The 13,397-nt window shown below is 44.4% G+C and carries 10 protein-coding genes; 9 read left to right on the top strand and 1 reads right to left on the bottom strand.

Annotation, left to right across the window (positions count from 1 at the left end; translation table 11 throughout):
- Window positions 1-66: 66 nt before the first annotated feature.
- The 5 genes from JO154_RS03240 (at window position 67) to JO154_RS03220 (ending at window position 5,658) form a co-directional block, all read left to right on the top strand.
- The gene (locus JO154_RS03240) at window positions 67-1,491 is read left to right on the top strand and encodes a DNA/RNA non-specific endonuclease (protein ID WP_291941790.1); all 1,425 of its coding nucleotides are present in this window, start codon (window positions 67-69) and stop codon (window positions 1,489-1,491) included.
- Between the two features lie 50 nt (window positions 1,492-1,541).
- Window positions 1,542-2,729: a M20 family metallopeptidase gene (locus JO154_RS03235; RefSeq protein ID WP_291941788.1), complete on the top strand. Its 1,188-nt coding sequence runs from the start codon at window positions 1,542-1,544 to the stop codon at window positions 2,727-2,729.
- A gap of 53 nt (window positions 2,730-2,782) precedes the next feature.
- Entirely contained in the window at window positions 2,783-3,490 is a 708-nt protein-coding gene (locus JO154_RS03230; protein ID WP_291941786.1) for a hypothetical protein, read from the top strand.
- A gap of 173 nt (window positions 3,491-3,663) precedes the next feature.
- Complete coding sequence (locus JO154_RS03225; protein ID WP_291941784.1) at window positions 3,664-4,200, top strand: TetR/AcrR family transcriptional regulator; 537 nt, start codon at window positions 3,664-3,666, stop codon at window positions 4,198-4,200.
- Window positions 4,201-4,398: 198 nt separating this feature from the next.
- On the top strand, window positions 4,399-5,658 hold the full coding sequence (locus JO154_RS03220; protein ID WP_291941783.1) for an MFS transporter: 1,260 nt from the start codon (window positions 4,399-4,401) through the stop codon (window positions 5,656-5,658).
- Here JO154_RS03220 and JO154_RS03215 read toward each other — a convergent pair.
- The gene (locus tag JO154_RS03215; RefSeq protein ID WP_291941781.1) at window positions 5,639-6,574 is read right to left on the bottom strand and encodes an alpha/beta hydrolase; all 936 of its coding nucleotides are present in this window, start codon (window positions 6,572-6,574) and stop codon (window positions 5,639-5,641) included. The genes JO154_RS03220 and JO154_RS03215 overlap by 20 nt on opposite strands.
- 71 nt (window positions 6,575-6,645) lie before the next feature.
- Between JO154_RS03215 and JO154_RS03210 the strand changes: the two genes are divergently transcribed.
- From JO154_RS03210 to JO154_RS03195, 4 genes are all read left to right on the top strand, one after another.
- Entirely contained in the window at window positions 6,646-7,242 is a 597-nt protein-coding gene (locus JO154_RS03210) for an RNA polymerase sigma factor (RefSeq protein ID WP_291941779.1), read from the top strand.
- 110 nt (window positions 7,243-7,352) lie between these two features.
- Complete coding sequence (locus JO154_RS03205) at window positions 7,353-8,489, top strand: FecR family protein (protein WP_291941778.1); 1,137 nt, start codon at window positions 7,353-7,355, stop codon at window positions 8,487-8,489.
- A gap of 186 nt (window positions 8,490-8,675) precedes the next feature.
- The gene (locus tag JO154_RS03200) at window positions 8,676-12,026 is read left to right on the top strand and encodes a SusC/RagA family TonB-linked outer membrane protein (RefSeq protein WP_291941777.1); all 3,351 of its coding nucleotides are present in this window, start codon (window positions 8,676-8,678) and stop codon (window positions 12,024-12,026) included.
- A gap of 11 nt (window positions 12,027-12,037) precedes the next feature.
- Window positions 12,038-13,393, top strand: a complete 1,356-nt coding sequence (locus JO154_RS03195) for a RagB/SusD family nutrient uptake outer membrane protein (protein ID WP_291941776.1) — start codon at window positions 12,038-12,040, stop codon at window positions 13,391-13,393.
- Window positions 13,394-13,397 lie beyond the last annotated feature (4 nt).

The raw sequence follows: 13,397 nt of genomic DNA, 5'->3' as shown, positions 1-13,397 counted from the left end.
TTTTATGTCTATCGAAGATGAACGCACTGGAAATTGTTATATCTTCGCGCGCTCGTAACCTGCACTATGCCAAAGAGACAAACTAAGAGTAACAGTAATTCCCTCGTTATTATCCTGGCTATAATTGCGTTTGTAGTAACCTATTGCACCCGCAAATTCGCTTCAGATAAGGGAAAGGACATTCCCGTAAAAACAGCGCATAAGAAGAAAACTTCCACAGCGAAGAAGAATAAAACTGAAATTTTCCATGAAAATTTTGAGACCGCTTCTCCTGTAAAAACAAATTATAACAGTGAAGAAATTACGTTAAGCACTGGTCCTTGGATGTTGAAAGACGCTGTGATAGGCACCAAGGATGAGGATGTGAAGTTGGGTAATCAATCACTTCGTTTACGCGGCGGTGGTAGTGCTACCATGGATTTTGATATCAATGTAACAGGAACGGTAACGGTTACACTGAAACATGCCGCGTATGGCACCGATGATGGCGGTACTTGGGAACTTTGGTATTCCGTCAATAAAGGGCAACGCTTCCTGCAAGCGGGCGATGCCGTCACTACGACAGAGCATACGCTGCGTACCTCCACCTTCACTATTTCTACAGAAAAAACATTAAGGCTTCGCATTCGGAGTGCAGATAAGGATAACGGTCGTTTGAACTTTGATGCCGTATCGGTAGTACTCAGTTCATCCGCTACCAGTGGCAATACACCTGCTGGTTCAGAGAAAAATGTAACGGGAGATGATGACAACCTGTTGCTGGGTAATCCAACAGGCGCAGTGGCTGCGATTGTATCTGCGAATAATTTCCTAATGGACAAAGGCTATTACAAATTGTCGTATAACCGCGACCGTGGTACGCCCAACTGGGTGAGCTGGCATGTGTCTTCCAAGGATTTGGGGCCTATGTCTAGGGCAAATGATTTCAGACCAGATGCCGATTTACCGGAGAGCTTCTACCAGGTAAGCCAGACCAGCTATATTGGGAGTGGATTTGACAGGGGGCATAACTGTCCTTCTGGGGATCGTACTTTCAGTAGGGATGCGAATGAGGCCACTTTCCTTATGACCAACATGATACCGCAGGCGCCTAATCACAATCAGCATTTATGGGCGAATCTGGAGAACTATACCCGTAGTTTGGTGAATGATGGCAATGAAGTATATGTGATTATGGGTAGTTATGGTATTGGTGGATATGGTGCGAAAGGATTGAAAAAGAAAATTGATCGGGATAATATCACCGTGCCGGATCATATTTGGAAAGTGATCGTAGTGATACCAGAAGGAAATAATGATCTGAAACGTATCACCAAGGATACCCGCATTATTGCCGTAAATACGCCGAATAAAAACGATGTTAGCACCAAATGGAGTGCGTATTTGACCACTATTGAAGAGATTGAGGAAGCGTCTAATGTGAAGTTGTTAACCAATGTACCTGCAGCAGTACGGCAGGAGCTGGTAAAAAAAATCGATAATGGAAACTGATAGTTCGTCCGGGATATGTTATTTTCGGTGTCTTCAACCAAAGTAATGATATGCTGAAGGATAAAATCAGGCAATTAGCCCGGGAATTGCAGGGGACTGCAGTTTCCCATAGACGTCATCTCCACACCCATCCGGAATTGTCTTACAAAGAATTCCGGACGGCCACTTTCATCGAAGAGCAGTTGACCGCTATCGGACTGCCTTTTGAGCGGATGGCCAATACGGGGGTAGTTGCATTGCTGAAAGGGACCAAGTCGCCTTCCACCTCCGTGGTGGCGTTGCGTGCTGATATTGATGCCTTGCCTATACAGGAGTTGAATGAAGTGGATTATCGTTCCATCAACCCTGGCGTAATGCACGCTTGCGGGCATGATGTACACACGTCTTCCCTGTTATCTACAGCGGCTATACTTTCTCAAATGCAGTCTGATTTTTCAGGCACCGTTAAATTTATTTTTCAGCCAGCGGAAGAACTGATTCCTGGCGGGGCTAGTATGATGATCAAGGAGGGCGTATTGCAAAATCCGAAACCGGATTTTGTATTAGGTCAGCATACCATGCCGGAGCTGGAAGCAGGCAAGGTAGGCTTTCGGGGAGGTCGTTATATGGCTAGCAATGACGAGATATTCATTACCGTTAAAGGTCAGGGGAGTCATGGTGCGATGCCTTATTTGGGCATAGATCCGGTGGTTATTGCCTGCCATATTATCACAGGATTGCAGCAGATTGTAAGTAGGAGAGCAAATCCCATGTTACCATCGGTTTTATCGTTTGGGAAGATGACCGCCAATGGCGCCACCAATGTTATTCCGGATGAAGTGCGAATTGAGGGGACTTTTCGGTCTATGGATGAAACTTGGAGGAAATCGGCGCTTGATAAGATTCGTAAGATGGCCGTTTCCATTGCGGAAGGAATGGAGGCCAATTGTATAGTGGATATTCGGCAGGGATACCCTGTACTGATTAATGATGACGTGCTGACTGCAGTGGCCAAAGCGCATGCCATTGATTTTCTTGGTGAGGAAAATGTGGTAGACCTGGATATATGGATGGCTGCAGAGGATTTCGCCTATTATAGCCATGCTGCAGAAGCTTGCTTTTATCGGTTGGGGGTACGCAATGAAAACAAGGGAATTGTATCTGGATTGCATACCGCCACCTTTGATGCAGATGAAAAATGCCTAGAAACTGGTCCTGCATTGATGACTTATTTAGCCCTGAAAGCGTTGGGGAATTAAGTCTTTCGATAGATTAAAAAAATTTATATCTATCTTTACAGCAAATTTTACCTATGAAATTGCTATCCATCAAAACTGTTTGTCTGGCCGCTGTAGCTGTGTTTTTATTTTCCTGTAATAAAGAAGTGATTGTAGAACCTAATATTAACGGGCCTGCGCCGCAAAATCCCGGTGGTACGCCTGATCCTGGAACAGGAAATGGCAATGGCAATGGTTCTGGGTCTGGAAGTAATATTGCGGGTACTTATCGTATCGTGTATATGACACAGGATGGGGTGAGTTCAACTGTTGCTGGAACGGGCACCGACCGTACAGAAGTGAAATATATTTACACTACTTCCTTCGATAATTTTACTGGTACTTATGTGATTGATAGTAAAAACTTCAATCTGAAAGGAGTGGGGTATTCCTTTAATATGCAAGGAATGATGGTGGTAAAGGGGGGTGGATTTAACGATAGCATTCCGTATGGAGGTCCTGCTACGATGACTTTCCCTGATGTCAGCAACCCTTATCAATTGAAAGGAGCGGACTCCATTATTACCAAGTCGCAAATAGGAGGATCTGTGAATGGTATGCCTTCGAGTTCCAATACCAGTGGCATTGCGGACACACAAACCTCTTATTATACCTTTGTTGGTGATACGCTGATTATGAAATCGCATATCGTTATTATCAACCGAGTGATGGTGCAGGATGGACAAACGGCTGTGGCGAATGGTACTACGAATGGGATCATGAAATTGGTACGAGTGAAATAATTACCGGCTATATAAATTTTTGCGTAAAAAGACACTGAACTTCAGTGTCTTTTTATTTTTTTGGAAAGAATTGCAAAGAATTATTTTAAAATGAGCGAACGCTTACTTATTTTTGTGTCATGAGATACAGGGATGAGAACAAAGTTCAGAGTATAAAGCAAAAGGCTATTGAGATGATAGCCTCGGAGGGATTGGAGAATTTTGGGATTAACCGCTTAGCCAAAGCAGCGGGCGTATCTCCAGCTACCATTTATATATATTATAAGGATAAGGACGATCTTATTCATTCCATTGTAAAGGAGGAAACAGAAAAATGGGTGGCTGTATTATTTAAAAATTTCGACCCGGAAATGTCATTCGAAGAAGGTTTATGGGTGCAGTGGAAGAACCGTGCGGATCATGCCCTTAAGCATAGGGATATCAACCTGTTTATGGAAAAGATCCGTAATACTTCATTCGGGAGGGAACAGCAGCTTCGGATTTCCCAGTATATGCAAAATTATATGGGAGATTTTGTGAAAAATGCAATTGCCAGGGACGAAATTAGTTTTACTTCAATAGAGGTTTACTGGGTGGTTGCATTCGCCCCTTTATACACCTTGGTGAAATTTCACCAGGAAGGTAGAAGTATTGCTGGCAAATCATTTAAACTATCCGATAAAATCATGAAGGAAACATTTGCACATGTCATTAAAGCGTTGAAGAAATAATAATACAGATACATATTTGACACCATTTTAGTAAGAAAACAACTCGATTAAATCACCATTCATCACCCTTTCAATTACAACTACATTGAAAAACTAACGTCTGTCATCTTCTGAGAAGATGCAATGCCCTAATTCCATCCTGTTAGTACGCTAACAGTTATTATTTAGCTCTTATTAATAAATGAACGCTTGCTTATTATGAAAACAACACCCTCATTCAGTACACAACAAAAGCTGGTAATATTAATGCTTGCATTAACCCAGTTTACCGTTATACTGGATTTCATGGTGATGTCGCCCCTTGGCGATATGCTGATGAAATCCATGAAAATCACACCCGATCACTTTGGTATTGTCGTAGCTGCTTATGCCTTTAGTGCTGGTATTTCCGGATTACTCACTGCAGGATTTGCGGATAGGTATGACCGTAAGAAACTATTGATATTTTTCTATGCTGGTTTTATTCTCGGTACGCTGTCTTGCGGATTGGCCACTACTTATCCGATGCTCGTAGCGGCACGTATTTTCACCGGTTTATTCGGCGGTGTGATAGGATCTGTGTCTATGGCCATTATCACGGATATTTTTCCATTGGAAATGCGTGGCCGCGTGATGGGATTTATGCAGATGGGATTTGGCGCCAGTCAGGTGTTGGGTATTCCTATCAGTTTGTATATCGCTAACCATTGGGGTTGGGAATCTCCTTTCTTCATGGTGGTGATCCTGGCGGCAGCTATCATGACGCTGATTATTTTCCGCCTGCCTTCCGTTACAGCGCACCTGGCATTACAACAGGATAAAGGTATCGTGGAGCATCTGTTGCATACGGTCAAAAAGAAAAACTACCGGATCGCTTTCTTGGCGACAGCTTTATTGTCTGTCGGTGGTTTTATGATGATGCCTTTTGGTAGCGCATTTGCCATCAACAACCTGCATGTAACTACAGGGCAACTGCCATTGCTCTTTACCTTCTCCGGCGTGATGTCGCTTGTAGCGATGCCTTTGATAGGTAAGATTGCAGACAAGGTGGATAAATTTGCCCTGTATAGTGTTGCTTCGTTGTACTTGATGATCATGGTGGTGATCTATACGAATCTGACACCACAGCCGTTTTGGATCATAGTAGCATTGAATGTGTTGATGCTGGCTGGTATTCTCACCAGGATGGTTCCAGCTACCGCGTTGGTATCCGCAGTGCCTGACATGCAAGATAGAGGCGCATTTATGAGTATAAACGCTTCTCTGCAGCAGATTGCAGGCGGATTGGCAGCCGTGTTGGCTGGCCAGATTGTTACACAGAAGGATAATTTCAGTCCGCTCCAGCATTATGATACTGTCGGCTGGGTAGTAGTAGCCTTCAGTATGGTAAGTATATTATTGCTGGGTCGTGTAAGTAAAATGATTAAAGCTAAGACTGCTGCGGCAAAGGAAGCGGCGCTTAGTGCACAAACTTCCTGATAGCCTGGACTAGTTCCGAGCGTATAGGCAGCTCCGGTTGTTGATAGGTGGCAAAATTAACCATCATCGCAGCCGGGGCTGTTTTTAGTATATGGTTCATCCCATCAATTTTGACCAATTCTGCTTGTGGGCAGGCAGCTTTCAGCCAATCGGCATTTTCTGGTTTCACCTGTAAATCGGTGCTTCCCTGAAGGATCAGGACCGGACAATGCAGCTTGGCTATTTCTTTTTGTGGATGGATTTTGACCACGGAGATCATATATGGCTGAATGGATTGTCTGAAGAGCGTAGACAGTACCGGTGTGTCTGGGGGCGTCACTTTATGGCCTGTTTCCAGGGTATCCATCAGTTTATTAAAGATCTGTGCAATGGCAGGGGCTTGTACTGCTATTTGTTTACGGAGTGTTTCGCCGAGTGGCTCACCTACGCCTGCAATGGAAATATAACCAGCTACCGGAATCTGATTAGCCGCCATCATTCCCAGGAGGGAACCTTCGCTATGTCCGGCGATGTATACTTTTGAGAAGCGTTTATCTTCCTTCAAGGTTTTTACAAATAAAACGGCATCGTTGATATAATCTGTGAAAGTCATATCTGCTTCCGATTTAAAAGCAGCATGGCTGGCGCCAATTCCTCTTTTATCATAACGGAGCATGGCAATATTACTTTTCAATAAGGAGTCTGCCAGTTGCTTATAGGTGTTGGTTTCCAGGTGGAGTTTAGGACTATTCCCATCTCTATCTGTAGGGCCGGAGCCTGCAATGAGTAATACAACAGGTACTGGTTGCTTGGTTTCTGGAATGGTGAGGGTACCAAATAGATCTCCAGTAGGGGTGTGTAAGGTGAATGGCGTTTCCTGTGCTGTAGCGAAGAAGGCAGACAGGGTAAAAAAGCCAATAAGTATAACTTTTTTCATGTGCTTGAGGTTATCCTTCAAATATCTGCCTTTTTTTTCTATTTTTAGCCCAGATCGAGGACTTAAAAGACTTGGAGGATACATCATTAAATAATACGCAGGACCTGCTGCTGAGAGTCGCAGCCGGTGATGAGCATGCTTTTCGTGTATTCTTTCACGAGTATAGCAACAATATATATTCGGTAGCGTTCATGCTTACCAAATCGGCTGTGGTAGCGGAGGACATGGTACAGGAGATTTTCCTAAAACTATGGCTTAACAGAACTGCATTGCCGGAAGTAACCAATATCCGTAGTTATATTTTTATCCATGCCAGGAACCATATATTCAATGAATTAAGAAAGAAATCCTCCGACCCTCGCTTTATGGAAGAACTGACGGATTATCTCGGAGAAGTACGGGATACCCCAGAACAGCAGTTATTGCAGAAAGAAGGTAGGGCGCTTTTACAAGCCGCTGTACAGCATTTACCATCGCAACAACAATTAGTTTACCAACTTAGTCGGGATGAAAATTTAACCCAGGAAGAAATTGCCAACCGTCTGGGGATCAGCAAACATACTGTTAGGAATCACATGGCGCAGGCGCTGCAAAATATTAGGCAGTACCTGGAATCCAATGCCAGTGAGGTTTTATTGCTTATTTGCGCCATCGAAATGTTGGCTTGAGAAAAAATTTGAATTTTTTTTTAGGCAGACTAGTATTCCCTGATCAGAATTGTGTCTTTATGCAGGTAGGAGGTTCAGCGAGCTGAATTTCCTGGAAGTAAATGAGTAGCATGAATCGAAAGAAAGAATTACTGGAAGGGTTGGTGAACAATACACTCACCACATCAGATTTGCACGAATTACTGGCGTATATCCGTCAGGGTGACCAAGGCATGCAAGCACTGATCTATGAGTGGATGGATAATCCGGCGCATACAGGATTGTTGACGCCTGAAAGGGAGCAGCATATATTCGATCGTGTTATGCAGCAGGCAAAGGAAGTAGAAGTGCCAGTAGGGAATGTTAGGAAGATGCGGATCTGGCGAAATGCAGCCGCTGCTGCGATGTTGGCGTTGACGGTTGGAGCGACTTTCGTCTACCTAAAACAAAAACAGCAAACGCATCAACTGGCTGATATGGCTCATCGCAAGCCAGCCGCCAACAAAGCTATATTGACACTCGCCGGTGGTAAACAAGTGGAATTGGACAGTGCCGGTCATCAAATATTACAACAAGGTAATGCCACTATTCAGCAACGCAATGGTGAGCTAGCCTACGCGAATAATACTCCGAACGGAGAAATTACCTATAATGAACTGACAACCCCAAGGGGAGGGCAATTTGTGCTAGTATTGCCCGATGGTTCCAGGGTATGGCTCAATGCCGCATCCTCCATCCGTTTCCCCACTTCCTTTACGAAGGATAGAACCGTACATGTAACAGGGGAAGCGTATTTCGATATTAAACCAGATGCCTCCAAGCCATTCATTGTACAGACAACACGTTCCGTGGTGCAGGTACTGGGTACGGCCTTTAATATCATGGATTATGCAGATGAGCAACAGCAGACCACCCTCGTCAATGGGGCAGTAAAAGTATTGGTAGGAGGAGAGGCTGTCTTGCTACAACCTGGTACCATGGCCAGATTACAGTCGGGTAAACTGACTGTCACTAATGCAGATGTGACGATGAATACCGCTTGGAGAAATGGGCAGCTATATTTTGCTGGTCAGGATGCTTATGCCGTACTACGACAAATATCGAGATGGTATGATGTAGACATAAAACTGAAAGGTCGACTGCCCGAAACGCGTTTGGGTGGCCTGATGGACAAGAATGTACCATTGTCTGCCATACTGGAGTTTTTGCAAGAGAATGGAATAACAGCTAAACTTGATGGATCAACCATAATAGTAACAGGAGATTAATACACCCGTTGTAATAGACAACAGTGAACTATTTCTCGTATTCGCTTCATTCATTTTAATCCCCCGACCATTAAAAATCAAGGCAGCCTTAGTAATAAGGCTCGGCGAAGCCTTGCCTATATACCAACGAAAGATCAAAAACCAACCATTTATTTTATGCCATTATCAACCAAATTGCTGTTAATAATGAGAATAACTGCAGTGTTATTACTGGCGGCCACTTTGCAAATTAGCGCTAAAACCTTTGCACAACGGGTTAACCTCCGTGTCAAGAATGCGCCAGTACAGGAGGTGATTACTCAGCTCCGACAGCAAACGGGTTTTGCATTTTTCTGGAACCAGGAACAGGTAGACAGGATGCATCCCGTATCAGCCGATATTCGCAACGCTTCTTTGAAAGAAGCCATGGAGCTGTGTCTGAAAGGTTCAGATATGACTTTCACTATCAATGAAAACAATAGATCTGTTTTCCTGAAAGAGAAAGTAAGTGGTGGTTCCAAAAACATACTGGAAGCATTACAACAGGAGGTGGTGACCATTTCCGGCAGGATCACGAACGAAAAAGGAGAGCCTTTGCCTGGCGCGGTAGTGGTGGTACACCAAACCGCCAAAGGCGCCGCTGCTGATGCAGATGGTAAATTTTTCCTGCCCAACGTACCTGCAGAAGCTGTGCTGGTAATACGTTTGGTAGGTTATGAGCCTATCACTATGCCATTGAAAGGTAGGAAAGACCTGCAAAATTTAGTGGTGAAATTGAAGATCGCTTCCCAGCAAATCAATGAAGTGACCGTTTCCACTGGTATTTTCACCAGGAAGAAAGAAAGCTTCACCGGATCTTATGCCGTGTATACCGGTCAGCAATTGAAAACAGTAGGGAATCAGAACATTATTCAGAGCTTGCGAACGCTCGATCCCTCTATGCTCGTGCTAGAGAATAACCTGGCAGGCTCCAATCCCAATGCCATGCCTAACTTGGCGATACAGGGTAAAACCAGTATGATTGGTCAGACAGACGCGTTGAAAAATGATCCTAACCAGCCCCTCTTTATCCTGGATGGATTTGAATCAGATCTGCAAACCATCGTAGGACTGGACATTAACCGCGTAGCCAGTATTACGATTTTGAAAGATGCCGCCTCTACTGCCATCTATGGTTCCAAAGGAGCCAATGGCGTGATCGTAGTAGAAACAAAACTCCCTAATCCTGGCGCCATGAACTTACAGGTGACCAGTGATAATTCCATCCAGATGCCTGACCTGCGGGATTATAATATGATGAATGCAGGGCAGTTACTGGAATATCAGCGTTTGGCAGGGATGTATACTAATACAGACCCGAACATTCAAGCCTCCCTGGATGAAATTTACAACAAACGCCTGACGGATGTACAACGTGGCGTCAACACATACTGGATGGGCAAACCCTTGAAGAAAGCCGCCTGGAGCCAGAACTATTCTGTTTATGCGGAAGGGGGAGATGCTAAATTCCGTTATGGACTGGGGTTGAAATATGGGAATGTGGATGGTGTCATGAAAGGCTCCGGCCGACAAACAGGTAACGGAAGTATTGATGTAGTATATAAAACAGGTAAACTCTCCTTCACTAATAAGATGTTGCTGACCAGTATTAAGGGAACGGAGTCTCCCTATGGCAGCTTCACACAATATGTAAAAGGCATTCCATTTTACCAGGAATCGGACGGGAGATACCTGGATTCCACTAAAGATAATTTATACAAGAACTGGCAGCGTGTTCCTAATCCGCTCTATCAGGCGCAACTGCCGAATAGGGATGAAAGTCGAAGTATGCAGATTACAGACCGCTTCTCAGCCTTTTACCAGTTGAATAAGAACATTCGCTTTGATGCGCGAGTAGGTCTTACACAAAATAATGACGAATCAGAATACCTGCGTTCACCTATGAACACAGAGTTTGATAACGTTGATATTACCCAGAAAGGAAAGTATGTACATGGACGTACCAGGACCTTTAGTTATGAAGGATATCTGCAAGGTAGTTATGGTGCTGTATTCCATGATAAACACGAACTGAATTTTGTTCCTGGTTTTACCGTGAATAGTAATACCAGTACCACTGATAGCTATACAGCCGTAGGGTTTCCGGCTTCTTCCTTTCTGACGCCCGCATTTGGAACAGGCTATCCGCAGGGAGGGTATCCTTCTTATGGCAAAGCAGTAAAAAGAAGTACCAGCTTCTTTGCCAACGCCCACTATGGTTATGACAGGAGATATATGGTAGACTTCACCTATCGCAATGATGGATCTTCCGTATTCGGTATTAATAGGAGATTTACGAGCACCTGGACCTTTGGTGCTGCGTGGAATGTACATAATGAAGCATTCTTCAAAAAGTCATCTTATATCAACTACCTGCAAATCCGTGCCAGCGTAGGTAATCCGGGTAATCAAAATTTCGGGTCTTATAATTCCTTTAGCACCCTTTCCTTTATCGGAGGAGCATTAAATGACTACGGCGCAGGTTTGATGGTATCTACTTGGGGTAATTCCAACCTGGCATGGCAGAAAACGTTGAATAAAACAGTCGGTTTTGATGCGAGGTTATTAAACAGCAGATTGAATCTGACCTTGAATGTGTATGATAAATTCACTGACCCACTGGTAGTGTCCCTGAATGCCGCACCATCTGTAGGAATGAGCTACCAGGTACTGAATATGGGTAATTCCCATACCCGTGGTATGGACTTCACTGTTAATGCAACGGTACTCAGTAAACCGGATCAGCGTATGTACTGGCGAGTAAATGCAAGTGGCTCTCATTTCAAATCCGTGTTTGGCGGCCTTGGGAATAAGCTGTCGCAGTACAATTCCGCTAGCGAAGGCGCTGGTACGAATGATAGTTTGATTCATACTACTACGGGTGGTAATCTTGCCTTACAGCGCTACTATGATGGCGCAAGTCCGGATGACTTTTGGGCCGTACGTTCTTTGGGTATAGATCCCGCCACTGGTAGAGAAGTGTTTCTTACCAAAAATGGGGAGCGCACGTATGATTATCGTGCAGCCGATGCCGTTAGAGTAGGTAATTCTCAGCCATCAATGCAAGGAGTGATTGGTACTAGTTTCCAGTTGAAAGGTTTTTCACTGGGTATCAACATGCGTTACCTGTTGAACTCTTGGCAGTTGAATACTGCCGTTTACAACAAAGTAGAGAATGCAAGCATATGGCAGGCGATGACAGAGAACCTAGATGCGAGAGCATTGGAAGGCCGCTGGCGTCAGCCGGGAGATCAGGCACAGTATAAGGGTATTGCTATTACTGGTACTACGCCTATTTCTGGCAGGTTTATACAGAAAGAAAATGCATTGAGTGGAGAGTCTTTCTCCATCGGATATGATTTTATGGGAGCGCCATGGCTGAAACGCGCTGGTATGAATAGTTTACGACTGACAGGATATATGAATGATATCTTCCGTTTGTCTACGATTACCCGTGAACGTGGTATTGATTATCCTTATGCAAGGTCAGTATCCTTTACCCTGAGTGCAACATTTTAACTACTGAATTTATGAAAAGATATCTAAATAACTTTTTGGCGGCAGCGGTCTTGCTTACTGCTGTTTCCTGTAACAAATACCTGGATGTGAAGCCAGAAACCTCCGTAGGGATGGATGAGGCTTACCAGACACCAGAAGGTTTCAAACAGCATCTGAACGGCGTATACCTGCAATTGGCAGCTAAGCCTGCTTACGGCGGTACTATCAATATGGTGGCAGCAGAGCTGCTTGGGCAGCGTTATCAGCAGGCAGACAATAGTGGTTCCATATATAATTACGTGGATGTAGCTAGTTATAATTACGGTAGCACCATTTCAAAAGGTATGTTTGGATTTATCTGGAGTGGCTTATACACGCAGATCGCCAACCTGAATACCATTTTGCAAAATATCGATGCAAAGCGGAACATTTTTGATGAAACGACTTTCAAAAAGGTGAAAGGAGAAGCGCTGGCACTGCGCACCTTCTGTTATTTTGACCTGCTGCGTTTTTATGGTCCGGTTTACTTGGTTGATTCTACTGCGCCGTCTATTCCTTACTACACCCGCACTTCCGCCGATCCTGGTCCTTATTTGCCAGCCAAACAAATCATGGATTCCCTGTTGCGTGATGGGGTACAAGCGTACCAATTGCTGGATTCTTCGTATGTGCAGGATTACGGGCGTATGACCCATTCAGGTGCAGCAGCATTGTTGGCCAGGATGTACCTCTATCGTGGCGACAAGCAAAACGCATTTTCTAAAGCGATGGAAGTAATGAGTGCCAAGGATATCCGGTATACGTTTACAAAATATACCAATGTAGCCCAAGATCCAGCACTGATGGGGGATGTAATGTTCTCCTTGCAGAACACCAAGTTGGTGGATGCCTTTAATGCTTGGTTTTCACCAGCCATCCAAACAGTTCCCAAAATGTTGTATCCGAGTCCGAATGTGTTGAGTGCTACTTATGAGGGAAAGACAGATGATCCCCGTATGTCCACTGCTGTATGGAATGTTCCTGCGGGGTCTACGATCACTTTTAAATGCTTTTATAAGTTCCAGGTGGTGCAGCGGGTACCTATTCTCAGAGCCTCCGAGTGCTTCCTGATTGCTGCTGAAACAGCCGCTGATCCGGCGGATGGCTGGAAATACCTGAATGTGGTACGTGGCGCAAGAAATACAACCATGAATACAGTAGGCTTATTGTCTGACGCTATTGCAAAAGAATACAGAAAAGAATTCTGGGGAGAAGGACAACTGTTTTTCTATTACAAGCGCAATTTTACCGCCGCTATTCCTTCCGGTAATGTGGATGGGCAGACGGTACCTATGACAACAAAAACCTACCAGGTACCGGTACCTGATGCAGAAACCAATGTTCACTAAAATT

It is taken from the genome of Chitinophaga sp. (genome assembly GCF_019236475.1).
Classification (GTDB): Bacteria; Bacteroidota; Bacteroidia; order Chitinophagales; family Chitinophagaceae; genus Chitinophaga.
The sequence above is the reverse complement of the archived record's forward strand: the minus strand, read 5'-3'. Positions and strand labels throughout refer to the sequence as shown.